The sequence below is a fragment of the Candidatus Streptomyces philanthi genome (assembly GCF_059553635.1).
This window is the reverse complement of the sequence record NZ_JCANQV010000032.1, coordinates 1-24,171: the sequence shown is the minus strand read 5'-3', so window position 1 is coordinate 24,171 and position 24,171 is coordinate 1. Positions and strand designations below refer to the sequence as shown.

20 protein-coding genes and 1 pseudogene are annotated in these 24,171 nt (G+C 70.5%); 8 read left to right on the top strand and 13 right to left on the bottom strand.

Annotated features, from left to right (window positions below; translation table 11 throughout):
• Positions 1–292: 292 nt before the first annotated feature.
• Complete coding sequence (locus tag AC51EU_RS06670; RefSeq protein ID WP_496265727.1) at positions 293–721, bottom strand: hypothetical protein; 429 nt, start codon at positions 719–721, stop codon at positions 293–295.
• A 1,130-nt stretch (positions 722–1,851) separates the two neighbouring features.
• Positions 1,852–2,100 (bottom strand): hypothetical protein, encoded by a 249-nt coding sequence (locus AC51EU_RS06665; protein ID WP_496265726.1) that lies wholly within the window; start codon positions 2,098–2,100, stop codon positions 1,852–1,854.
• A 570-nt stretch (positions 2,101–2,670) separates the two neighbouring features.
• Here AC51EU_RS06665 and AC51EU_RS06660 point away from each other — a divergent pair.
• From AC51EU_RS06660 to AC51EU_RS06650, 3 genes are all read left to right on the top strand, one after another.
• Complete coding sequence (locus AC51EU_RS06660) at positions 2,671–3,507, top strand: helix-turn-helix domain-containing protein (RefSeq protein ID WP_496265725.1); 837 nt, start codon at positions 2,671–2,673, stop codon at positions 3,505–3,507.
• Positions 3,504–3,707 (top strand): DUF397 domain-containing protein, encoded by a 204-nt coding sequence (locus tag AC51EU_RS06655; RefSeq protein WP_496265724.1) that lies wholly within the window; start codon positions 3,504–3,506, stop codon positions 3,705–3,707. The genes AC51EU_RS06660 and AC51EU_RS06655 overlap by 4 nt, the downstream gene beginning before the upstream one ends.
• A 249-nt stretch (positions 3,708–3,956) precedes the next feature.
• A complete protein-coding gene (locus AC51EU_RS06650) occupies positions 3,957–4,166 on the top strand; it encodes a DUF397 domain-containing protein (RefSeq protein WP_496265723.1) in 210 nt (69 codons plus the stop codon).
• 46 nt (positions 4,167–4,212) lie between these two features.
• Here AC51EU_RS06650 and AC51EU_RS06645 read toward each other — a convergent pair whose 3' ends face one another.
• Both AC51EU_RS06645 and AC51EU_RS06640 read right to left on the bottom strand, forming a co-directional pair.
• On the bottom strand, positions 4,213–5,616 hold the full coding sequence (locus AC51EU_RS06645) for an ABC transporter ATP-binding protein (RefSeq protein WP_496265722.1): 1,404 nt from the start codon (positions 5,614–5,616) through the stop codon (positions 4,213–4,215).
• A gap of 34 nt (positions 5,617–5,650) precedes the next feature.
• Positions 5,651–7,414 (bottom strand): ABC transporter permease, encoded by a 1,764-nt coding sequence (locus AC51EU_RS06640; protein WP_496265721.1) that lies wholly within the window; start codon positions 7,412–7,414, stop codon positions 5,651–5,653.
• 858 nt (positions 7,415–8,272) lie between these two features.
• Here AC51EU_RS06640 and AC51EU_RS06635 point away from each other — a divergent pair.
• Entirely contained in the window at positions 8,273–8,470 is a 198-nt protein-coding gene (locus tag AC51EU_RS06635; protein WP_496265720.1) for a hypothetical protein, read from the top strand.
• Positions 8,471–8,498: 28 nt separating this feature from the next.
• Entirely contained in the window at positions 8,499–9,239 is a 741-nt protein-coding gene (locus tag AC51EU_RS06630; protein WP_496265719.1) for an MgtC/SapB family protein, read from the top strand.
• 119 nt (positions 9,240–9,358) lie between these two features.
• Here AC51EU_RS06630 and mshD read toward each other — a convergent pair whose 3' ends face one another.
• A complete protein-coding gene (gene mshD / locus AC51EU_RS06625; protein WP_496265718.1) occupies positions 9,359–10,297 on the bottom strand; it encodes a mycothiol synthase in 939 nt (312 codons plus the stop codon).
• Between the two features lie 212 nt (positions 10,298–10,509).
• Here mshD and AC51EU_RS06620 point away from each other — a divergent pair, with 212 nt between their 5' ends.
• Complete coding sequence (locus tag AC51EU_RS06620) at positions 10,510–12,321, top strand: bifunctional metallophosphatase/5'-nucleotidase (protein ID WP_496265717.1); 1,812 nt, start codon at positions 10,510–10,512, stop codon at positions 12,319–12,321.
• 75 nt (positions 12,322–12,396) lie between these two features.
• Here the strand turns inward: AC51EU_RS06620 and AC51EU_RS06615 are convergent, their stop codons facing one another.
• The 5 genes from AC51EU_RS06615 to AC51EU_RS06595 all read right to left on the bottom strand — a co-directional run bounded on the left by AC51EU_RS06615 (position 12,397) and on the right by AC51EU_RS06595 (position 16,697).
• Complete coding sequence (locus AC51EU_RS06615) at positions 12,397–13,284, bottom strand: helix-turn-helix domain-containing protein (protein ID WP_496265734.1); 888 nt, start codon at positions 13,282–13,284, stop codon at positions 12,397–12,399.
• Positions 13,285–13,633: 349 nt separating this feature from the next.
• The gene (locus AC51EU_RS06610; protein ID WP_496265716.1) at positions 13,634–14,212 is read right to left on the bottom strand and encodes a hypothetical protein; all 579 of its coding nucleotides are present in this window, start codon (positions 14,210–14,212) and stop codon (positions 13,634–13,636) included.
• A 30-nt stretch (positions 14,213–14,242) separates the two neighbouring features.
• Positions 14,243–14,896, bottom strand: coding sequence for a hypothetical protein (locus AC51EU_RS06605; RefSeq protein WP_496265715.1), 654 nt, complete (start codon positions 14,894–14,896; stop codon positions 14,243–14,245).
• Positions 14,896–16,347, bottom strand: coding sequence for a putative T7SS-secreted protein (locus AC51EU_RS06600; RefSeq protein WP_496265714.1), 1,452 nt, complete (start codon positions 16,345–16,347; stop codon positions 14,896–14,898). The genes AC51EU_RS06605 and AC51EU_RS06600 overlap by 1 nt, the downstream gene beginning before the upstream one ends.
• Before the next feature lie 53 nt (positions 16,348–16,400).
• Positions 16,401–16,697, bottom strand: a complete 297-nt coding sequence (locus AC51EU_RS06595; RefSeq protein ID WP_496265713.1) for a DUF6317 family protein — start codon at positions 16,695–16,697, stop codon at positions 16,401–16,403.
• Between the two features lie 521 nt (positions 16,698–17,218).
• Here AC51EU_RS06595 and AC51EU_RS06590 point away from each other — a divergent pair.
• Together AC51EU_RS06590 and AC51EU_RS06585 are read left to right on the top strand one after the other, a co-directional pair.
• Positions 17,219–19,102: pseudogene (locus AC51EU_RS06590) on the top strand (collagenase); the annotation flags it as partial.
• Positions 19,103–19,485: 383 nt separating this feature from the next.
• Positions 19,486–20,823, top strand: a complete 1,338-nt coding sequence (locus AC51EU_RS06585) for an LmeA family phospholipid-binding protein (protein ID WP_496265712.1) — start codon at positions 19,486–19,488, stop codon at positions 20,821–20,823.
• 165 nt (positions 20,824–20,988) lie between these two features.
• Here AC51EU_RS06585 and AC51EU_RS06580 read toward each other — a convergent pair whose 3' ends face one another.
• The 3 genes from AC51EU_RS06580 to AC51EU_RS06570 form a co-directional block, all read right to left on the bottom strand.
• Positions 20,989–22,485, bottom strand: coding sequence for a HAMP domain-containing sensor histidine kinase (locus AC51EU_RS06580; RefSeq protein ID WP_496265711.1), 1,497 nt, complete (start codon positions 22,483–22,485; stop codon positions 20,989–20,991).
• Positions 22,482–23,219: a response regulator transcription factor gene (locus tag AC51EU_RS06575; RefSeq protein WP_496265710.1), complete on the bottom strand. Its 738-nt coding sequence runs from the start codon at positions 23,217–23,219 to the stop codon at positions 22,482–22,484. The genes AC51EU_RS06580 and AC51EU_RS06575 overlap by 4 nt, the downstream gene beginning before the upstream one ends.
• Before the next feature lie 105 nt (positions 23,220–23,324).
• On the bottom strand, positions 23,325–24,171 hold an 847-nt coding region (locus AC51EU_RS06570), incomplete at its 5' end, for a S1C family serine protease (protein ID WP_496265709.1).

Genomic DNA, 24,171 nt, shown 5'->3' with positions numbered 1-24,171 from the left:
ACGGTCACTCCCCGGTGGTCGTCCCATGCCCGGGCGGCCGTGGCCATGGCCTTGAGCCAGGACGCGTCAGGATTGCGGTCCGCCACGGTGCGATGCATCCGGAGAGTGGCCGCGGCGAACACATCGACGGCCTTCGGGTCCGCTTCCGTCCACGCCGTGCAGCCGGCCGCTCTCGGGGACGAGCCCGTCCGCCGATCTCAGCAAGGGCGCTCAGGTGATGCGGGCCACCCCCGCGTGCCCGGGGTGAATGCACCGGGGAACGAAACGCACAGGGCCGTCAAGGACATGGCGATTACGCTCCTACAGGTTCAGGAACCCGACCACGGAGTACCGCGCATGCCTGTGCGTGGAGATCCGGGTCCTTGAGGGTCATGCGGCCGACGTGCAGCCGCTGATGGCCGTAGACGGGTTTGGCCGGCTCGCTGGTGCCGTCCACCTCCAGCGTCCATTCGGCGTCGCGAAGATCCAGCGTTCCGGGCTTCGGGACCACGCGGGAAGACCATCCGGTGCACAGCAGCCACTCCACAGCCTGCGGGGCGTGGCGGGCCGCAACGTCCATGAGGTGCACGTCGGGGACTTCTGGGACGGGGAGATACCCGACCACGGCGTCCACGCCGAAACGGCCGGTCGTGGCGTAGGCGACGGCACCGTATACGTCGGGCCACAGGTGCAGCAGGGGGAACACGGTGACGCGGCCGTGATCGTTCATGGCTTTCGGCATGGAGCAGGTCTCCCAAGGGTGAGGCGACCCCGGCAGCCTGTCAGCGCGGGGCCGCCTCACCTAGTTGATCACCGTGCTATGGCGCCCAGTTGACGGCCAGTTGTCGCCGCATCCCTGGTTGGGGTTGCCCTCCTGGCCGTCATTGCCGGGGCCGGTCTCACTCTGGGCTGTTCTCTTCATCTCCCGCGTACGTGGACAACGTGCTCAGCTTTTCCGGGTCCACTGCGGGTTCCCTTCTTGGCTGTGCCGTGCCGGGGGCGGTCCCCGGCACGTGGTGCACGTGCGGCCGGCCGCACTCGTCGGCTACCGCGCCCGCCCCGGCCGGCGCTGCCCGATAGGGCCGGGGCGGGAGTTTCGGGCCTGGTGAATTTCCATCCAGGCAGGGGGGCGTCGTCGCGGCAAGGCCAGTACCGGCCGCCAAGCGCAAGTCCATGTGCCTTGCCCTCCTTTGCTGATGACGGGAGGGCCGCCCCGCCGCAAACGGTCCCGGGGGGCGTGGGGACGCGTCGCGGCAGGGCGACCGGCCTGGAAGCGGGGCTGTCCGAGGGCGTGGACGGCCCCGCCCGCACGGGCGCGAGGGGCACACCGTGCGGGAGTTGGTGGCCGGGCGGTGCGGTGCGCAGGCCCGGACAGCCTGTGAGTGCCGCCCCCGCCGTGGGTGTCTGTGAACGAGCCCGTGGCGGGGGCGGCTGCCCGTACGACGCAAGGGGGAGGGAGGGTCGTACGGGAGTCAGTGTTTGGTCATGCTGAGCAGCAGGGGAACGGCCATCACCCCGCCCCACACCAGGGTCATGAAGACCCCTCCGACGATCTGCCCGTCACCCGTGATGCGTGGGAAGCGCCGCTTTCTGCGGTGGCCGGGCATTACTTTGGGCGGCTTTCGCTTCGGCGGTTCTCTTCCCGCACCTTTTCCCGCAGGTCGTCGGTGCTGCCTTTTTCCTTTTCCTTGCTTTCCGGCATAGCGGTACCTCACGTCGGATTACTCGGTATCCCCGTTTCCCCCGCCGTAGCCGCCCGGCCCGCCATGACTCGGGCCGGGCGGCCGCCCCCTCCCCGTTCCCACTCCCAGGGGGAGGGGCGCCTCACGGCCGGGATCTCGATCGACCGGCCGTGAGGAGATGCGGAGGTGATTACTCGTCGCGCCGCTCGTCGCGCCGTTCGGCGAACTCGCGCAGTACGGCGGCGAGTTTCCGCGCCGTGGGGATGTTGCACCGGCTGAGATCCACCAGCGCGATCTCCCGCCCGGCAATCTCCCCGACCGAGACACCGAGGGACGGCAGCGTGATGCCAACGCCCTTGAGGGCGGAGGTCAGTTCGCCACACGCTTCCTCGGCTTCCCCTTCGTCGTGCTTGTATACGGTTTGCGATTCGTACGTCAACGTGGCTGGCTCCATCCCCCGTAGAGATGAGGTGTTGCCGCCCGGCCGGCCAGAACGCGAGCACTCCGGCCGGGCGGCTCCCTCCCGCGCCCGTCCGGGGAGGGGGCCCGCCGCCGGTGCCTCTCCGGAGCACCCCGGCGACGGGAGTCGCGGGTCAGCTATTGCTGACGCGTCGGGGCGGCGGGCGCGGGGACACGTCCGCAACAGCCGCGGAGTCCGACAGCATCCGACACAGCGCGCCCGCCGTCTGGAGGAGGAGCGCCCACGTCGGCCGCGCGAACTCCGTCGGGATGCTCGCCGGCCACAGGATGCGCACGGTGCCCGCCGGCGAGTCGGTGACCGCCAGGTGCACGGCGTGCAGTTGGCGCGCGGTCATCGGGGCGCGGCGTACGCGACGCGGTAGTGCGATGTGCACGACTCCCCCTTCCGTGATCGCGAGCAGCAGGCGTCAACTGGCGCGCCGCTCTTGCCCCTTCGTAGCGATTCCGCTACCGGGGCCACACAGCTTGGACTAGGGTCAGGAGCGGTTTCAACGTTCCAGAAACGCACGAAAACAAGGGGGCTCTCGTGGTGAACTACAACGACCTGAACCCAGAGAAGTCGGCGCAAGCGCGGTTCGGAGCGCGTTTGCGCAGCGCACGAGAGGCGCGTGGCTGGAAGCAGCAAGAGCTAGGCGAGCGGATGTCATATTCCTGCTCGCATATCTCGTCGGTCGAAAATGGCAATAAGTTTCCAACTTTGCGGTTTTCGCGCAGTGCCGATCGCGTCTTCGGGCTGGTCGGCTCCGCAGACTCGTTCGAGCGCGCGCAACGCGAGATCCGAAACGGCGCTTTGCTGGAGGGGTTCCCGGAGTACGTCGGGTACGAGGGGCGAGCAGTGGAGATCCGGCTGTACGACATCGGCATCGTCACCGGCTTACTCCAGACGCCTGAGTACGCACGAGTGTTGGTGGATGTGGCAGTGGAGCGAGGGACCATCACGCCCGAGCAAGGGGAAGAACGACTAGCGTTCTTGGCCGACCGCCAAGCAGCGTTGGAGCGTCCCCGCCCGCCCATGGTCATGGTGGTGATGGATGAGAGTTGCATCCATCGGCAGGTCGGCGGCCCCACCATCATGGAGGCGCAGTTGACGCACCTGATCGAGTTCGCACGGCGTCCGAACACCGTTCTTCAGGTGTCGCCGTTCACCATAGGGGAACGCCGAACCTTCGCGTTGCCGATCAACTTGCTGACGATGGCGGATCGGTCCGTGTGTGGCTACGCCGAGTCACAGATGCAAGGGCATTTCGACCGCGACAGCACGTGCGTAGCCCCCCTGCTGACGTCCTACCATCAGTTGCAAGCCGAGGCACTTTCCCAAGCGGAAACCGTGGCCCTGATCAACCAGCTACGAAAGGGCACCCCGTGACGACCGAACCCCTCAACTGGATCAAGTCCTCTTACAGTGACAACGGCGGCAACTGCATCGAGTGGGCACCCGCCACCACCGCATCCGGTGCCGTCCCCGTCCGCGACAGCAAGAACCCGCACGGCCCGGTGCTCACGATCGCCCCGGCCGCCTGGTCCGCGTTCGTCGGCAGCGTCAAGGCCAACGAGCTGTCCGCGTAACACCGCGCGTCCCCTCCGACTCTCCGGCGGAGGGGACACCCTTCGCCCCGCGCCCGCAAGGGGGCGGGGCGTCGCTGCGTCCGGCTCAGCAGAAGAGGGCGTGGCGGACAGAGTCCCCGAACGTGACCACTCAGGTCTTGCCGTTCGCCAGTGGCCCCGTGCTGTACTCAGAGGCACAGCGGTTGGAGCGTGCGATCGATTCAGCGTCGGTCATAGCCACGGGTACCGAACAGTAACGGAGTACTCACGATGAACAACGAACCAATTTGCTGGGTCAAATCGTCTTTCAGCGGGTCGAACGGCGGCCAGTGCGTCGAGTGGGCCCCGACCACCGCCGCCACGACCGGCGCCGTCCCCATCCGTGACAGCAAGAACCCGCACGGCCCGGTGCTCACGATCGCCCCGGCCGCCTGGTCCGCCTTCGTCTCCGGCGTCAAGATCGGCGACCTGGCCGCGTAACCACTCCCCCGCCCCCTCCGGCTTCCCGGCGGAGGGGGCGCCCGGCTCAGGGCTTGCGGAACACCGCGCCCTCGTCCAGCCGGTACTCCTGCGGTTCGGCGTCGTAGGTGTACAGCTCGGCGTAGCGGCCCCAGTCGGTGGCGGTGTCCAGTTGCTGGTCCACCTGTTCGCTGGTGAAGTGGTGTGCGAGCAGGTCGCGGAAGAAGCCGGCGCGCAGCCTGGTGTCGCGGTTGCCCCGGAGGCTGGTGGTGATCAGCTTGACCAGTGGGGCGTTGAGGGCGGCCTCGGCGAAGATGGTCTTGGAGTGCTGGACGTCGGCGTCCGCGAAGGCGGTGCCGTTCTCGGTGAGCAGCAGGTCGTCCCCGGTGACCTTGGCGAAGCCGAGCAGGTCGAGGGCGTCGACCTGGGGCAGGATGTCGTCGATCTCCAGGCCCAGGTCGTCCGCGAGGTCGGCGAGTTCGCAGCGTCCGCCGCGGTCGAGGACCAGTTCCGCGAGGCCGGAGAGGCCGTCGACGCTGGCGGTGGGCAGCGGCGCGTTGGCGACGGTGCGGCGCTCCGGCTCGACGCCCTCGGCGCGGCCGGGCAGCCGGGTCTCCTTCTGCCGTCCGGTCATGGTGCGGTAGACGCGGTCGATGAGGTCCTCGAAGGCGGGCGCGTTGCGGTCGCGGGGGCGGTCGAGGCCGACCTCGAAGACCTCCCGGATCGTGCCGTACGGGCGGGCACCGAGGACGACGATCCGGTCGGCCATCAGCACGGCCTCCTCGATGTTGTGGGTGACCAGCACGATGGCGCGGGTGGGGAACTGCCCGGACTCCCACAGCTCCATCAGCTCACCGCGCAGGTTCTCGGCGGTCAGCACGTCCAACGCGGAGAACGGCTCGTCCATCATCAGCACGTCCGGCTCGACGACCAGGGCGCGGGCGAAGCCGACGCGCTGGCGCATCCCGCCGGACAGCTCCTTGGGGTAGGCGGACTCGAAGCCGTCCAGGCCGATGAGGTCGATGGCCTGGCGGGCGGCGTCGGCACGCGCGTCGGGGGCGATGCCCTTGGCCTCCAGGCCGAGTTCGACGTTCTGCTGGACGGTGAGCCAGGGCAGCAGCGCGAAGGTCTGGAAGACCATGGCGGTGCCCGGGTTGGCTCCGGTCAGCGGGGTGCCGCGGTAGGTGACGGTGCCGGAGCTGGCGGGGACGAGGCCGGCCAGGCAGCGCAGCAGGGTGGACTTCCCGGAGCCGGACTTGCCGAGCAGTGCGACGACCTCCCCGGCCCTGACCTGGAGGTCGATGCCGGACAGTACCGGCAGTTCGCGGTCGGCGCCCGCGTAGGACTTGGTCAGGCCGCGGGTCTCCAGGAGCAGATCGCCGTCGGCCGGGCGCGGGGCGGCCGCCTCCGGGAGGACGGCGGTACGGGGGTTGCGGTGGGCGCGGAGGTTGCGCAGCGTGTTCAGCACCATGACGGGGCTCCAGTCAGGGACGTACGAGAAAAGTTCACAGCGAGTAGCGGGTCTCGGCAAGCCGGTACAGGCGGCGCCAGAAGAGGCGGTTGAGGCCGACGACGTACAGGCTCATCACCGCGACCCCGGCCAGCAGGCGGGCGAAGTCGCCCTCGCTGGTGGCGCGCGCGATGTAGGCGCCCAGGCCGGTGGCGGTGAGGGTGGTGCCGCCGAAGGTGACCACCTCGGAGACGATGGAGGCGTTCCAGGCGCCGCCGGAGGCGGTGATGCCGCCCGTGACGTACGACGGGAAGATGCCGGGGATGATCAGCCGCCGCCAGCGCTGCCAGCCGCGTACGCCGAGGTCGTCCATGGCCTCGCGCAGGTCGGTGGGGATGGACATGGCGCCGGCGATGGCGTTGAAGAGGATGTACCACTGGGCGCCGAGGGCCATCAGCAGCACACCGCCGACGTTGATCGACAGCCCGACCTCCAGGAAGACCCAGACGGCGAGCGGGAAGAGGAAGTTGGCGGGAAAGCTCGCCAGGATCTGCACCACGGGCTGGGCGACGCGGGTGAGCGCGGGCGAGAAGCCGATCCGCACCCCGATCGGCACCCAGACCAGGGTGGCGACGACGACCAGGACGATCACCCGGGCGAGGGTGGCGAGCCCCAGCAGCAGCGGTTCGCCGAACACGCCGAGCCCCGCCCGGTCGTGCACATAGCGGAACAGGTCGAACAGCCCCCAGGCGATCAGGACCCCGGCGACCACGGCGACGACGACGTCCCCGGCCCGCTGCCGGGCGCGGTCGACCACGAGGGGCCGGTCGTCGGTGCCCAGGACCCGGCCGGCGCGGGCGAGGGCCTGCCCGGCGGGGCGCAGCACCCGGCCGATCAACCGCGGCCAGTGCGAACGGCGCAGGAAGTCCAGGACCAGGGAGCGCTGGATCTCGCCGGCCTCGGACTGCTCGTTCTTGAACCGTTCGGCCCAGGCCGTCAGCGGCCGCCAGAACAGGAAGTTCACGCCGATCACCATGATCGCCATGGTGGCGATGGCCCAGCCGACCTTGCCCAGGTCGCCGTCGGCGATGGCGGCGCCCGCGTACGAGCCGACGCCGGGCAGGGTGTAGTCCTGGTTGTTGACGCTGATCGCCTCGGACGCGACGAGGAAGAACCAGCCGCCGCCGAAGCTCATCATGCCGTTCCAGATCAGGCCGATCATCCCGGACGGCAGTTCCACCTTCCAGAACCGCATCCACCGGGTGAAGCGGAACGAGCGGGACAGCTCGTCGAGTTCACGCGGCAGCGAGGTCAGCGAGGAGTAGAAGCCGAACGTCATGTTCCACGCCTGCGAGGTGAAGATCGCGAACACCGACGCGCACTCCAGGCCCAGCATCGACCCGGGGAACAGCGCGATGAATCCGGTCACCGCCACGGTGAGGAACGCCAGCACCGGTACGGACTGGAGGATGTCGAGCGCCGGGATCAGCAGGCGTTCCATGCGGCGGCTGCGGGCAGCCGTGTACGCGTAGACGAAGGTGAAGACGGTGGACACGGCGAGCGCGGCGAACATCCGCAGCAGTGAGCGCGCCGCGTCGTACGGGAGCTGTGAGGGGTCGGTGTCGACCTTGATGTTCTGGTGCGTACTGAAGGAGACCGTGGTCCCCTGCCCCACCCGTAGCACCACATACAGCAGCACCAGGACGGCGGCGGCGACCGCCACATCGACCCAGGTCATCCGGGTCGGGCGCCCCGGCAGTCGCGACGCGGGCGTCGTAGGGGCCGCGGTGCCGGCGGGGTTGTCGGTACGGATCGACATCACGAGGACCTCCGTGCACACGGTGGGGCATCGCTCCCGGGGGCGCGACCGCGGAAGAGGCGGACGGGGCGCGGGGAAGGGCCCGGTGTGCGGATAGACGGGCGGGAAGGACGGCGGCCGGGGTGATCCTGGCCGCGTCACGCCGGCCCGCGCCATGCGGCGAAGGACAGCGGATCAGTGACTGCCGGGGAGGCTGCTACTACTGGGAGGGTCGGCGCCCATGGCTGCCTCCTCTGGGATGACCTGCGTCTTACGGGGGTGACCTGCGTCTTTTCGGGCAGCGCCGCTCCGGGCACGCCGAGGTGCCGGGGGCAGGTGCCGCTGGAAGTCTGCTCCTCTTTGCGTCAATACGCAAATAACCTCGGGGTGACGCCCGCGCCCCGGAATCCGCTTGCCCCTTGTTGCGCGGCCGTGCAAGTATGGCTTCGTTCCGACCGGTACGGCCGTTCGACGCGCCGTGCCCGGAACCGTCCACCGACACCGCGCGGGAACCGCCCGCGCCCGGCCGGAAGGGGGCTGACATGGACGGTTGCAGTAGTACGCACCGCGACCCGGCCCCGCGTCCGGCCGCCCTTCCCGGGATCTTCTGAGAACATCGGCGCCTGTGGCGCCCGGTCCCGGGACGGCCTTGAGGCGCACGAGCGCGTAGGCCCGTTCCGCCGCTGAGGCCCTTCGCGGCGCCGTTCTCCGACACGCGTGGCTTTCCCGGCGTCCCGGGGGCTCCCGCGCCCCCGTTCCCCTGGCGGTCGTCCGCGTACCCGGCCTCCTCGACGGAAGGCCCACGAGGCGCGACGCCTCCCCTCACCCATCCCATCCGAGGCGTGCCGCCGCACGCCCGCACCGTACGGAGGTGACCCCATGACGGTGTTCACCCACCACACCGACCACCCGACGTCCGGCCACGGGCCCGGCGCCGTGCGCGCCACCCTGGCCCGCATCGTGCGGCGTCTCGCCGACAGCCCGTCCGACCAGGCCGTTCTCCGCGCGCTCGGGGTCGAGGCCCGCCACCCGGACGCGCCCACCCACCCCGGTCCCACGGACCACCGCCGTCCCTGACCCTTCGTCCGTCACAGGAGGTGCCGCTGTGCAGAGCCTGACCACCCTCGACTTCGCGCTCCGTCTGGCCACCGGCGTCGGCTGCGGCGCCCTGATCGGCGTGGAACGCCAGTGGCGCGCCCGCATGGCCGGGCTGCGCACCAACGCCCTGGTCGCCGCCGGGGCCACCCTGTTCGTCCTCTACAGCGAGGCCGTGTCCGACCCCACCGGCCCCACCCGGGTCGCCTCCTACGTCGTCTCCGGCGTCGGCTTCCTCGGCGCGGGCGTCATCCTGCGCGGCGGCGCCTCCGTGCGCGGCCTCAACACCGCCGCCACCCTGTGGTGCTCGGCCGCGGTCGGCGTCCTTGCCGCGTCCGGGCGCCTCGCGCTCGCCGTGCTGGGCGCGCTCACCGTCATCGGCATCCATCTCGTGCTGCGGCCCACCAGCCGGCTGATCGACCGCGCGCCGCAGGGCAACGCCGACAGCACCGTCCGGGCGACCCTTCACGTCAGCTGCGAACGGCAGGACGAGGCGCATGTCCGCGCCCTGCTCATCCAGTTGCTCGGCAGCACCGATCCGCGGCTCGCGGGACTGCGCATCCGCCGGGGCGAGGACGACACCACGAGCCTGGAGGCCGCGATCACCACCGAGGGCTCCCCCGGGACGGACATGGAACAGCTCGTCACCCGGCTCTCCCTGGAGCCCGGCGTCCACGACCTGCACTGGCACCTCGGCGAACCCGACGACCCCACCCCCACCACCCCGGTTCCCGCCACCCACCGCTGGTGACACCCGGGTGGCGCCTCCCCCGGCAACGCCAAGGGCCCCTTCCGCCGCACACACCACGGCGGAAGGGGCCCTCGTACAGGACGGGCGGGGGCGTCGAACGATCCCCTCCCGTCACCCCCTCACGTCTCCGACCGGTACATCAGGTCCGTCTCGTGCGTGACGAACCCCAGCCGTTCGTACACGCTCACCGCGGGCCCGTTGTCCGCGTCCACGTAGAGCATCGCCGTCGGCAGGCCCTCCGCCGCGAGGTGCCGCAGGCCGATGGTGGTCAGCGCCTTGCCGAGCCCGCCGCCCTGCGCGCCGGGGCGGACGCCGACGACGTACACCTCGCCGAGGCCCTCGTCGGCGTGCACCTTGGTCCAGTGGAAACCGGCGAGCCGCCCCTCCCGTTCGGCCAGGAAGAAGCCCTTGGGGTCGAACCACGGTTCGGCCTTCCGGGCGTCCAGGTCGCGCTGGGTCAGCGCGCCCTGCTCGGGGTGGTGCGCGAACGCCTCGGCGTTCGCCTCCAGCCAGGCCGTGTCGTCCTGCCCCGGCTGGAACGTCCGGACGGTCACGCCCTCGGGCAGCTCCGGCTCCGGCAGGTCCAGGTCCGTGAGGGAGCGCCGCATCTGCCGCAGTTCCCGGAAGAGCGTCAGCCCGAGGGTCTGCGCGAGGTGCCGGGCGGCCGGATGCCCGCCGTGCGCCCAGACCCGCAACCGCCGGCCGGACTGCCGCATCAGCTCCGAGCCGAGCGCCCGGCCGTGGCCCTGGCCGCGGTGGCCGGGGTGGACGACGAGTTCGGCGGCCGGCGCCTCCACCGGGTCGGTGTCCTCCAGCTGCCCGTAGGCCACCAGCACCTCACCGCTCTCCCCGGGCCCGTACACCAGCACATGCCTCACGCCCGCCCGGGGGCCACCGCGCAGCTGCAACCGCCCCTGTTCGGACACGGCGGGCTGGCCGTCCGTGCGCGCGGCCTGTTCGACCAGCGCCAGCGCGGCGGCGGCCTCCTCGGGTGACGGCGCTTCCAGCACCTGAATCCTGCGGCCGGTCCGGCCCATCTCCTGTGCAGCGTCAGTCATGCTCGAAGCGTACGTCTCCGGGGCGCGCGACCCCGAGGCGTTCGGGCCGGGGGCGCACCACCCCGACACGTACGGCGGCGCGCGGGCACGCCTCCGGGTCCGGCCCGCGCCGACGCCGTACCGACATCCGGTCGTCACCTTCGCGCTCTGTCCCGCTACGCGCGTCAACCGTAGGCTGCCGTCGCCCGCACCCGGTCCACGAAAGGGAGCCCATGCCCGCGACATCCCCACCGCGACGCCGCACGCGCAGACTGGCGGCCGGTGCCGCCGTCCTGGCCGCGGCGGCCGGTCTCACCGCGGCGGCCGTCCCGGCCGGCGCCGACAGCGACACCACGCGCCACCGGGGCCACACGGTCGATGTCCAACTGCTCTCGTTCAACGACTTCCACGGCAACCTGGAGCCGCCCCAGGGCTCGTCCGGCACGATCACCGAGCGGCGGCCGGACGGCACCACCGAGGCCGTCCCGGCGGGCGGCGTCGAATACCTCGCCCAGGCCCTGCGCACCGCCCGCAAGGGCCACCCGTACTCGGTGACCGCCGCGGCCGGCGACATGATCGGCGCGAGCCCGCTGCTGTCCGGCCTCTTCCACGACGAGCCGACCGTCGAGGCGCTGAACAAGCTGAAGCTGGACGTCACCTCCGTCGGCAACCACGAGTTCGACGAGGGCCGCGCCGAGTTGGAGCGCATCCAGCGCGGCGGCTGCCACCCCAAGGACGGCTGCTACGAGAAGGACCGGAAATACACCGGCGCCGCCTTCCCCTACCTCGCGGCCAATGTCACCGACGACCGCACCGGGAAGCCGCTGCTGAAGCCGTACACGGTCTGGAAGCACAAGGGCGTCAAGATCGGCTTCATCGGGGTGACGCTGAAGGGCACCCCCGACATCGTCAACGCCGAGGGCATCAAGGGCCTCACCTTCCACGACGAGGTCGCCACGATCGACAAGTACGCCAAGGAGCTGGACCGCAAGGGCGTCAAGGCGATCGTCGCCCTCCTCCACGAGGGCGGGATGCCGGCCTCCACCGCGTACAACTACGACTGCGACAGCCCCGGCCCCGGGGACGGCATCTCCGGCCCGATCACCAAGATCGCCGAGCGGGTCACCCCGAAGGTCGACGCGCTGGTCACCGGCCACACCCACCAGGCGTACACCTGCACCGTCCCCGACCCCTCGGGCACCCCGCGCACCGTCACCTCCGCCGCGTCCTTCGGACGGCTCTACACCGACACCACGCTGACGTACGACCGCCGCACCCAGGACATCGTGCGCACCAGCGTCCGCGCCCCCGGGGCCGTCAACCACATCGTCCGCCGCGACCGGCCGAAGGCCGCGGACATGACCTCGCTGATCGCCCGCTGGAACAAGCTCGCCGCACCGATCGCCGCCCGTCCCGTCGGCCACATCTCCGCCGACATCCCCGGCCGCGGCGCCGGCACCCCCGAGTCCCCGCTCGGCGACCTGATCGCCGACGCCCAGCTGGAGGCCACCAGCGGCGAGGGGAAGGGCGGCGCGCAGCTCGCCCTGATGAACCCCGGCGGCATCCGCTCCGACCTCGCCCACAAGGCGTCCGGTGACGAGGGCGACGGGGTGGTCACCTACGGGGAGGCGTTCACCGTCCAGCCGTTCACCAATATGACCCATGTCGTCGACCTGACCGGTGCCCGCCTCCTGGAGGCCCTGCGGCAGCAGGTCAGCGGCCCCAACGAGGCGTCCCCGAAGATCCTCCAGGTCTCCGACGGCCTCACCTACACCCTGGACATGACGAGGAAGGGCGCCGACCGCGTCGTCACGGACACCGTGAAGCTGCACGGCAAGGCGATCGACCCGGCCGCGACCTACCGCGTCGCGATGAACGAGTTCCTGACCGGCGGCGGCGACGGCTTCCCCGCCCTCAGGGAGGGCACCCACACCTACGTCGGCCCGTCCGACCTCGACGCCCTCACCGCCTATCTGACCGCCCGCTCCTCGGCGGACAAGCCCCTGGCACCGCCGAAGGCGGACCGCATCACGGTGATCAAGTAGCCCCGCCCGCGCCGAGGGCCCCGGTACGCGCGTACCGGGGCCCTCGGCCGTCGCACCCGCCGGCGGCGCGCCGTCTCAGCCCCGCGCGGGCGCTTCCGCCAGCTCGGCCATCAGGCGCCGGGACGCGTGCTCGTCGAGGGCCGTCTCCCAGATGTCCCGGAACGCGGCCTCGTATTCCCGCACGTCCTGCGTCTTGTCCACATAGAGGCTCCCGGTGAAGCCCTCGATGTAGACGGTCGCCGGTTCCGCCTCGCTCCCCTCGGCGTCCTCCGGGAAACGCAGCAGGGTGAACGGGCCGGAGGCGACGCCGAGATGCATCCCCGCGGAGCACGGCACCACGCGCACGGAAAGGTGCGGCAGTTCCGCCGTGCGCACGATATGGGCGAGTTGCCGTGCCATGACCTCCGGGCCGCCGATAGGGCGCCTGAGCACGGTTTCGTTCAGCACCACCCGCAGTTCCGGGGGATCGGTTTCCCGGGTGAGCCACGCCTGGCGCTCCCTCCGCAACCGTACCCGCGCCTCAAGTTCCTCCCCATCAATTCCCCGGAGGTGGCCGCGGATGATTTCCCGCGCGTATTCCTCCGTCTGAAGCTGTCCGGGTACCATCTCGCTCTGGTACAGCGACATGCTCACCGCGGCCTCTTCCAGCCCCACGTACAGCTGGAACCCTTCCGGGATCACCTTTCCGTACGCGTGCCACCAGCCGCGGGCCTTGGTCTCCTTGGCGAGGCCCATCAACGACTCGGTCAGCTCCGTGGGGGCGTCGTAGACCGCGCACATGGTCCGGACGTCATGGCTGCGCAGGGAGACCTGCCCCGTCTCGATGCGCCACATCTTCGCCTCGGACCATTCCAGCTTGCGCGCCGCCGCCCGGACCGTGAGCCGCGACCGATGACGCAAGTCCCGCAATTGTCGGCCGAGTTGACGCCTCGGAACGGTCGATCCCGTGAGCCCATCCGCCATGCGTCCCATCCCTTCCGGAATTCCGTACGAAACGCTTATCGCCCTCGGGATGCAAGCAGCCGTCAACTTCCCCCGCAATGCCGGTTCTTCGTTCGACACCTCATGCACAAATCCACGGACCGAAGTCTTGCACCCGCCGCATTCCCGGCCCGCGGCCCGCGCCCCGCCCGCGCCTACGGACTACCGCAGTGGTCATCGCTGTTTCGCCCGCCCGTGGGAAGGTCGGTGATGCCCGCAGCGGAAATGCAACCGCTTTCCCGTCCCTCTCCCCCATCGAGCGCCCACTCGAAAGCGTTCACGAAAGCCGACATCGGGGCGGGGCATGGCCGGGACCAGATCCCCGGCCGGTTCACCGTTTCCAGTACTTCGCCACCGCCTGGGCGTACGCCACACGAGGGTCGAGGGTGTCGTCGCGGAGGCGGAAGGTGCCGCGGGCGGATTCGCTGAGGGCCGCTCGGGCGAAGGGCCTGCCCGGCCGCTTCCAAGCTGCTCCCAGCGAGGAGCTGACGATGTCGCCGGGCGAGTCGGAGAGGACCAGCACGATCACGTAGAGCACGACGAGCGGCAGCAGTGCCAGCCACAGGATCAGGGACGGCACCGTTCCCTCCCGTCCACGAAGGACCGTGCCGTCGGGCAGATGGATCTCGTACGTGGACAGCCGCCGCTTCTTGCGGGGCGGCAGGTGCAGTTCGGCCAGGTGCTCGTGGTCCGGGGTGAGCACAGTGAGACAGCCGCCATGCTCACCCCGGACAACAATGGCGAGCGGCTCGGCGCCGGCAGGGTCGGCGGCGAGGGTGAAGCGCGGCTTGCACCCGACGGGATGGGGATGACCGTTGGGGACACCACGATGTACGTGGACGGGGGCAGCACCTCGGGGGCGCAGCTCGTAGCCCTTGCCCTCTTGGTGACGGGTGAAGGTGAGCGTCATGGAGTGTCTCGTCTCGTCATGTCGGATCTCCTAACCGAACACCGCGCGCACGTCGCCGGCCGCTGGCGTCTCCGGAAGACCGTCCGCCTGCTCTGCCGGGCGGATGACCAGGGACTCACCGATCTGCCGCAGGATACCTGTGTACCGCGGCAGGTCGTCGAAGCACGGCGTGGTGAGGGCGAGCACCACCAGCCAGCCCCGAACCGGGGAGGGGACGTACAACTCGATGTGGGCGAACTCCAGTTCCGGAAGGATGGCCTCGCCGTCCGTCTCGGTGGCGTGCAGGGAGAGCACGGCCGGGCCGCAGGGCAGGTCCACCCGGGCGACGCTGCGGTGGTCGTCGAAGGAGAGCGCCTCCTGGAGCGAGGCGGCGACGACGTCAGGGGCGTCCGGTTCCAGTGCCTCCGCGCGTACCAGGAGGTGGGCGGTGCTCGGTGTGCCGTCCTCCGTCTCGTAGAGGGCGACGGACGCTTGGAGGACCTCGTCGGCGGTCAGGGCCGTCGTGAGGTCGGCGTAGACGGCGGCCGTGGTCTCGCGCTGGAACTCCGTTCCGCCCGGCCAGATCTCCTCGGCCAGTTCCCACAGGGCCGCGTCGAAGACGTCGGGCGGGAGGTGCAGCGGCAGCTCGTGAAAGCCCTCCGGGGTGTCCAGGGTGATCGACACACTCTGTGGGGATGTGGTCATCAGAGCCTCCCCGCGGCCGGCGTACCGGGATCGGTGAGCTGGGTGTGGGCGTCGATGGCGATGCCCGGCACCTGCTGGATCACCTGCGGGCCCCTGGACCACCAGGAGATCGGGTCGATAGAGCCGTCGGCCCTCATGGCGTTGCGCAGGGACGTCTTGACGGCCTCGGGGGTGAGACCGCTGTCGAGGACCTTGGTGAGGCCCTTGCTGATGCCCGCCTCCTTGATGCTGGCGCCCGCGACGTCCTGGACGTGGCTGTTCCACGCCAGCTTCATGCGGTTGCCGAACCCGGTGGTGGTGAAGACCTTGCTGCCGCCCACGTACTCCTTGCCCATCCCGAAGAGCGACTTGCCCTCCAGGGCCCGGCCGGCGAATCCGGCGTCCCGCAGGGCGCGGATCTTGTTGACCTTGTCGATGGAGGCGACGGTGCGGCCCTCCACCTGTACCACCTTCATGGACACCTTGGCTCCCTTCGCCGCGACGGCCCCGAACTTCCCGAACGGGACCACCCCGATACCGTCCCCCACCAGGTCCATCACTCCCACGTCCGCCCCGCCGAGCTTCGCCGCCCCGTGCGTGGCGAGGGCGCCGAGGGAGGCGCCCGCGCTGGCGAGGGCCAGGGCTCCGGAGAGAGGCGGGCACCACAGGGTCAGCAGGGAGGCGACGCCGAGGATGCTGGAGGCGATGGACAGCCAGTCGCCGATCTCCTTCAGCAGGTCGGCGTGTTTGACGCACCATTCCTGGATGCCGTGTCCCAGGCGGGTGAAGAAGTCGCCGAGACTTTCCCAGAATCCCGGGTCGGGGGCGTTCTCCGTGGCGCGCCGGATGCGGTCGGCGATGCGGCGCGCCTCGTCCTGGTGGTCGCCGAGGAGTTCCTCGGCCTTCTTGACGATCGCCTCCAGCTCGTCGGTGGCGGTGTCCAGCCGGTCGCGGGCGGATTCGAGGGCCGTGCCCGCCTTCTTCAGGCGGTCGCTCGCCGCGTCGATCTTCTTCTGCGCGGCGTCCAGGGCGGCCTGGTCGCTGTAGTAGGTGCCGGCCAGGCGGAGGGCCGGGTCGGCGGCGGCCTGGTTGTACGCCTTGGTCGCGCGGTCGCTCTCGGACGTGCGGGTGGCGACGGTCTGCTTGGCCGTGGCGGCCTCCGACTCGTACTGGCGTCCCTTGGTCTGGTACGAGGAGAGGGCGGTGTGCCAGGCGCGGAGCTGGGTGACGGCGTCGCGCATGGCGTCGCGGCTGTCGCTCACATATTTCGGCAGGTCACCGACCTTGTCGGCGAACGCTTTCGCCGCGTCGCCCTGCCAGTCGCCGCCGCCCTTGCCGATGCGGCTCAGGACGGAGTGGGCGGAGTCGAGGGAGCGTTTGGCCGTGTCGAGTTTGCCGGTGAGGGAGTCGACGGCCCCCAGGTCGCCGGGTGCCGGGTTGAAACCCAGGGCAGGGAAGTCCCGCGTGGTCATGAAGTCACCTGTCGGAGAGAAGGACGGTTCGGAGTGCTACGAGGCAGATGTGCCTACTTGGCCTTCTTCGCGAAGGCGTCGCGCAGCGCGTGCTCCAGCGACTCGTAGTTCTGCTTGACCTGCTTCAGCTTTTCCTCGATCGCCCCGGTGCCGTCGGCGATCTTCTTGATGGCGTTGTCCCAGCTGTCGTGGAACTCGTCGCAGGCGTTGTCCAGGGCCTCCGCGCCCGTCGATTTCGGACCGACGTCCTTCATCGCGCCCAGCGCCTTGCGCATGTTGTCCTGGCTGTCGTGCAGGTCCTTCAGCAGGCGCCCGAGGCTTTCCGCCTCCACCTTGAAGTAGCCGCCCATACGTCCCCCTGGCTTACCCGTATTCCGTGCGCAGCAGACGCACACGATACCGGCGGCGGCAGGCCCGGTCCTTCGCGGACCCCGGCGGGTCAGCTCCGCGGGAGCGTCGTGGACCGCGCACTTGGTCCGGACGTCATGGCTGCGCGGGGAGACCTGCCCCGTCTCGATACGCCTTCTCGTCGCCTCGGACCACTCCGGCCTGCCCGCCGCGACGCGAAACCCTACGGCCGTACCGGCACCAGGGCGACGGGCCTACCGGCAACGACCGCAACGCCATCATCCCGCCCGTAAGCGACCGGATTCGATCCAACTCGCTCGTGGGGTAACGGAATTCGATCGGTTCAAAGCCTTCCCGCTCGATGTGGCATGTGACATTGTACAGCGCACCCGTAAGCGTGTTCACGACAACAACACGGGTACGTCAGGTCACGGCATCCCCCCACAGGAGAACCATGACGAGTCGGAACGAACCGAGAAGGTCCCTGCGCACACGCGCCGCCAGAGCGGCGGCGGCCGGAGCGATGGCGCTCTCGCTGGGCGTGGGCGTCCTACAGTCCGGCAGCGGCACGGCGCAGGCCGCGACGGCCGGCAAGGGCCCCGGCCCCCTGGCCGCCGCCGCGGACGGCAAGAGCCGGCACACACAGGTCGGACGCCTCAAGGTCAAGGACCGCAGGCCGCTGCCCGCCTCCCAGGACGCACTGCGTCAGGACTACGACACCCCGGCGACCGCGCCCTCCCACAAGCGCCCCTCGATGCTGAAGGCCCAGCAGAAAGGAAACCTCACGGCGCAGTGTTCCCCGGGTGACTTCGCCCAGACCGGGGACGCGCTGATCAAGCAGATCACCTCGTCCACGACCGATTGCGTCAACACGCTCTTCACCCTCACCGGCGGAGATGCCGGCAGCGTGTTCCGCGAATCGCAGATGACCACGGTCGCCACCGCGCTGCGCGACCGCTCCGCCGCCTATCCGGGCGACAACAGCACGGGCATGCCGCAGATCGTGCTGTTCCTGCGGGCCGGCTACTACGTGCACTGGTACCACAAGCCGGACGTGGGCGAGTACGGGCCGCAGCTGAAGTCCGCGATCCAGGGGGGCCTGGACGCGTTCTTCGCCTCCCCGCACTCGAACGACGTGACGGACGCCAACGGCGAGACCCTGTCGGAGGCCGTCACACTCATCGACAGCGCGGAGGAGAACGCCCGCTACCTCGGCATCGTCAAGCGGATGCTGACGGGCTACAACAGCTCGTACGACGACAAGTGGTGGATGGTCAACGCGGTCAACAACGCCTTCACGGTGCTGTGGCGCGGGCATCAGGTGCCGGAATTCGTCGAGGCCGTCAAGAACGATCCGAGCGTGCTGGACACCCTGCACGACTTCGCCAAGAACCATCTGGACATGCTCGACGGCAAGCAGTCGTTCCTCGTCTCCAACGCGGGCCGCGAGATGGGCCGGTTCCTTCAGCACGCCGAGCTGAAGGACAAGGTCGGCCCGCTGATGAAGGATCTCCTCGGGGCGACCGAGATCACCGGCAAGACCGCCCGGCTGTGGGTCGGCGTGGCGGAGATGGCCGACGCCTACGACAAGGACAACTGCGCCTACTACGGCGTCTGCGACCTCCAGAACCGGCTCAAGGAAGCCGTCCTGTCGCACAAGCACTCGTGCAGCGACAGCATCAGCATGATCGCCCAGGACATGGACGCCGGTAACTTCACCACCGCCTGTGACAGCCTGAACGGCCAGGACGCGTACTTCCACAAGGTCGCCAAGGACAACGGTCCCGTGAAGGACGACAAGAACACGAAGATCGAGGTCGTGGTCTTCGACTCCAGCACGGACTACCAGACCTACGCGGGCGTCATCTACGGCATCGACACCAACAACGGCGGCATGTACCTGGAGGGCGACCCCTCGGCCGACGGCAACCAGCCCCGTTTCATCGCCTACGAAGCGGACTGGGCGCGGCCCGACTTCCAGATCTGGAACCTGAACCACGAGTACACCCACTACCTCGACGGCCGCTTCAACATGTACGGCGACTTCGAGGAGGGGATGAAGACCCCGACCGTCTGGTGGGTCGAGGGCTTCGCCGAGTACATCTCGTACTCGTACCGGCAGCTCGCCTACAAGGAGGCGATGGAAGAGGCGGGAAAGAAGACCTACGCTCCCGGCCAGCTGTTCGACACCACGTACGAGAACACGGACCAGACCCGTACCTACCGGTGGGGCTATCTGATCGCCCGGTACATGCTGGAGAAGCACCCGAGCGAAATGGCCACCATCCTGGGTTACTACCGCACGGGTGACTGGGACTCCGCCCGCAGGTACCTGAGGGAGAGCATCGGCTCGGTCTTCGACCAGGACTGGTACACCTGGCTCGACGGCTGCGCCAAGGGCTCCTGCTGAGGAGTCCCGCCCTCTTACGCGCACACCGTGCCCCCCGGCCCCGCGCCAGGGGGCACGGCCCGTCGACGCTGCCCGGCAGGACGGACGACGGAGGTCCCGCACGGGGGGGGCGGTGTCTCCCGCCGCTCCGGGCACCGCGATCACGGTGCGCCTTCCTGGGAGCGCTCGTACGGTATTTCCGCAGAGGGTTTTCCGTATCGGGGGGGCGAAGACGGTACCGAAAGCCCTGAGTGTTCAAGGCGATTTCCGTGCGCACCGTCGGCCGTTATGCCGGAAATCCGCCCGCATTTCGGTCGAGTCCGGCGCGACAATCCTCACACAACCCGCCAGGGACCCGTAAGACATCCCCGTACGCTGCGCCGTTGTGGTGGGATGTGCGGATGCGACCCCCCACACGCATATCTTCACCCTCATCGTCGTCCCCCGCCCCCCACTCCGCCCGCACCGACCCGGGCACGGAGGACGCACAAGGCCCCGACACCCGCGAGATGCTGCCGGTCAATCCGTACGCGGATCTGGCCGCCCTCGCCGACCCGGAGCCCGGTACGTCCCCGCGTACCCGCGACCGCAGATATCTCAACGAGCGTGACGACAGCGACGATCCGCTGGGCCTGGGACTGCGTTCCGACGACGAGGACGACGTCTGGTCGCCGCCCGACCACCGGCGGACGAAGCGCGGCATCAGCCGTTTCGCCGCCGTCCCGCTGACGTTCAAACTCCTGGTCGCGGTGACGGTCTGCGCGGTGATCCTCACGCTCTCCGACCGTTTCGCGGTGCTGTACGCGGAGAAAAAGGCCGGGGAACAGATCCAGAAAGCGATGCGGCTGAACGCCACACCGACCGTCGACATCAAGGGATTTCCGTTCCTCACCCAGGTACTGGAAAAGCGGCTGGACCGGGTGGACGTCTCCATTCCCGATGTGGCCGCCGACCGGGTGTCGCTCGCGAAATTCGACGCGACCGCGCACGACATCCGGCTCGACGGCGAACTGCCCGCCGTCAAGGGCGCGACCATAGGGCGGATGAACGGTTCCGTCCTGCTCGCCTTCGACGACATGGACCGTGAGCTCGGCGCCTCCCAGGTGAAATTCAGCGCCCTCGGGAAGAACGGCGTACGGGCCGACGGGAAACTGCCGGTCGCCGGTCACGATCTGCGGGTCCGCGCCCAGGCGCACATCCAGCGGTCCGGCGACCGCGGCATCTCCACCGACATCGACCGGATGCGGCTGGACATCGGCGATGTCGCCGTCTACCGCCCCGGCACCGGCAAGGACGAGGGCCTGCGGCTGACCCGCAAGGGCGCGGCGGAACTCAGCCGCCAGGCCGCCAGGGTCAAGGCGATGCTGAGCGTCCCGGCCATCGCGGACCGTATCGGCATCCCGCGCGCGTACCTCGACGAGGCCCTGCGCGACGAGGACAAGCTGCACGAACTGACGGGCGCTCCGCGCTTCGTCCACCAGTTGATGAAGGTCAATCTCGTCGATGTGGTGGTCGACCATCCCTGGCTGCTGCGGAAGGTCGGCATCGATCCGGAGATCCTGGGCGCGCTGTCCGGGCTGACCAAGCCCCGGCTCGCCGACCGGATGTCCCTGTCGTTCGAGCTGCCCCGCACCCCCGGCGACGTCCGGCTGCGGGACGTCTCGGTGGAACGGGACGGCATACGGGCGGAGTTGACGGGGACGGGGCTGCCGGTCGGCACGGCGGCGGACCACCGGTAGGCGCCGTGGACGGCCCGGTGCCCGTGGGCGATGGCGCGGGCACCGGGAGGCGGCGGCGTCAGGCAGGGGCCGCGGGGCACCGGCCTCCCCGGCAACGGCGCGCCGCGGGCCTCGGCCGTGGTGTCGCCCGTCGTGCGGTCGCTCCCCGCCGGGCCGGAGAAGCGCTCACTCCTCCGGCCCCGTCCCCCGCGCCGCGTCCGGCGGCAGCTCCGGGGGTGGTTCGGGGGCGCCCGGCAGGGTGAGGACGGCCTCCGTGCCGCCGCCCGGGGCCGGGCGGAGGAGGATGCCGCCGCCGGCCTGTTCCGCGGTGCGGGCGACGATCGACAGGCCCAGGCCGCTGCCGGGCAGGCTGCGGGCCGACGGGGAGCGCCAGAAGCGGGCGAAGACGTGCGGCAGCTCGTCCTCGGGGATGCCGGGGCCGTGATCGCGGACGGTCAGTTCGCCGCCGGACAGCCGGACGTCGATCGTGCCGCCCTCGGGGCTGAACTTCACCGCGTTGTCCAGAAGGTTGACGACCGCGCGTTCCAGGGCGGCCGGTTCGGCGCGGACGTACCAGGGGGCGAGGTCGGTGGTGAGGGTCAGGGACGGGCCGCGCAGCCGGGCGCGTTCCAGGGCGGCGCGGACGGTGTCGTGGAGCGCCACCACCTTGACGGTTCCCGTGCCGCCGGAGCCGCCGCCCGGGGTGCGGGAGAGTTCCTGGAGATCCCCGATGAGCGCGGCCAGCTCGCCCATCTGCGCCTTCACGGAGGCCAGCAGGGCCTCCTTGTCGGCGGCGGGCAGGGAGCGGCCGGAACGTTCGCTGCGGACCAGCAGGTCGATGTTGGTGCGCAGGGACGTCAGCGGGGTGCGCAGTTCGTGCCCCGCGTCGGCGATCAGCTGCTTCTGGAGGTCGCGGGAGGCGGCCAGGGCCGCGGTCATCGAGTTGAAGGAGCGGGAGAGCCGGGCGATCTCGTCCTCACCCTCGGCGGGGATGCGGATCGTCAGGTCCTCGGTGCGGGCGACGTGCTCGACGGCCTCGGTCAGCCGGTCGACGGGGGTGAGCCCGGCGCGGGCGACGCCCAGTCCGGCGGTGGCGGCGCCCAGCACGCCGACGCCGGCGACGATCAGCAGCACCAGGGCGAGCTGGTCGAGGGGCTCGGTGACCTGGCTCATCGGAGCGGCGACGGAGATCGCGAGCCGGTTGCCGCGGGCGTCGGTGGCCGGGCCGTCGTAGTGGACGGTGGACACCCGCATCACCACGCCGTTGGTGTCCCGGGTGGTGTGCACCGTCTCGGCCAGCCGCCCGGAGGCGACCAGGACGTCGGCGCGCTGCGCCGGGATCGGCGCCTTGTCGGGGACGGTGCAGGTGTCGCCGGACTCCGACACCAGCTGGATGGTGTACGGCGTCGGCAGGAACCGCACCCCGCCGAGCGCGGCGCCGGCGCACCGGGCGTTCATCGCCTGGACGTAGCTCTCGCCGACGTTGACGCCGCGCAGGGTGTTGTCGAGCTGTTCGGTGAACCGGTCGCGGGTGATCAGCCAGCAGGCGGCGGCCGACAGGGCGACGGCCACCGCGACGGCGACGGCGGTGAGCAGCGCCAGCCGGGACCGCAGCGGCAGCCGCCGCAGGCGGCGGCGGGCCCGCGCGGTGAGGCCGTCGGCCGGTGCCGGTGGGGTGCTCATTCCGTGCCGCCCTCCGTGCGCAGCACATAGCCGACGCCGCGGACGGTGTGCACCAGCCGTGGTTCGCCGCCCGCCTCCGTCTTGCGCCGCAGGTACATGACGTAGACGTCCAGGGAGTTCGAGGTCGGTTCGAAGTCGAAGCCCCAGACGGTCTTGAGGATCTGCTCGCGGGTGAGCACCTGGCGCGGGTGCGCCAGGAACATCTCCAGCAGCGTGAACTCGGTGCGGGTCAGCTCCACCGGCCGGCCGCCGCGGGTCACCTCGCGGCTGGCGAGGTCCATCCGCAGGTCGGCGAAGGCGAGGATGTCCCCCTCGTCGGGCCGCGCGCCGGCGGCCGCCGCGTAGGAGCTGCGGCGCAGCAGGGCGCGGATGCGGGCGAGGAGTTCGTCGAGCTCGAAGGGTTTGACGAGGTAGTCGTCGGCGCCGGCGTCGAGGCCGGTGACCCGGTCGCCGACGGTGTCGCGGGCGGTGAGCATGAGGATCGGCACGGTCACGCCGCCGGCCCGCAGCCGGCGGGCGGCGGTCAGGCCGTCCATCCGGGGCATCAGCACGTCCAGCACGATCAGTTCGGGGTCGTAGGCGGCGACCTTCTCGACGGCGTCGAGGCCGTCGACGGCCTGTTCCGTGCCGTAGCCCTCGAAGGCGAGGGAGCGTTGCAGCGCCTCGCGGACCGCGGGCTCGTCGTCGACGATCAGGACGCGGGCGGGGTGATCACCGTGCTCGGCGGGACTCATCTGTGGGACTACCTCGGGGAATACGGGACGACGGGAAGGGCCGGGGCGGGGCCCTCACCCTCAGCGTCGCACGACGGCGCGCCCCTCGGGGCCGCCCGGGGCCGGTCAGACGCCGCTGTTGTTCCCGCCGCTGCCGCCGCCGCGCAGGGCGTCCAGATCGGCCTTGACGGTGTTGATCGGGATGGCGAAGCCGAGGCCGACGCTGCCGGCCGCGCCGCTGGACTGCGACGACGGCGCGTACATCGCCGAATTGATGCCGATGATCCGGCCCTGCATGTCGATCAGGGCCCCGCCGGAGTTGCCGGGGTTGAGGGAGGCGTCGGTCTGGATGGCCTTGTAGGTGGTCTTCGAGGAGCCGGTGTCGCCGTTGTACTGGTTGCCGCCGAACTCGAACGGCCACGGGCCGCCGCCCTGTCCCCGGTCCGGCCGGCCCTGGTCCTCGGTCTTCGGGACGGTGACCTCGCGGCCGAGGGCGGAGACGATCCCGCTGGTGACCGAGCCGGTCAGGCCCTCGGGCGAGCCGATCGCGACGACCTGGTCGCCGACGACGAGCTTGTCGGAGTCGCCGAGGGCGGCGGCGGTCAGGCCCCGGGCGCCGCCGACCTTGACCAGGGCGAGGTCCTTGTCCGGGTCGGTGCCGACGACGGTGGCGATCTTGCGGGTGCCGTCGCTGAAGGTGACGGTCACCGTGCGGGCGCCGGAGACCACATGGTTGTTGGTGACGATCTCACCGTCGGAGGTGATCACCACTCCGGAGCCGGTGGACATGCCGTCCGACGTCCGCGCCTTGATCTCGACGATCGCGGGGCTGACCGCCTTCGCCACGCCCGCGACCCCGCCGCCGGACGTACTGCCCGCGTTGACGAGGGGGGTGGAGACGGTGTTCTGCCGCTGCGTCTGCGTCGCCCCGGCGAGCAGCGCGGTGGTGCCGCCGCCGATGAGGCCGGAGGCG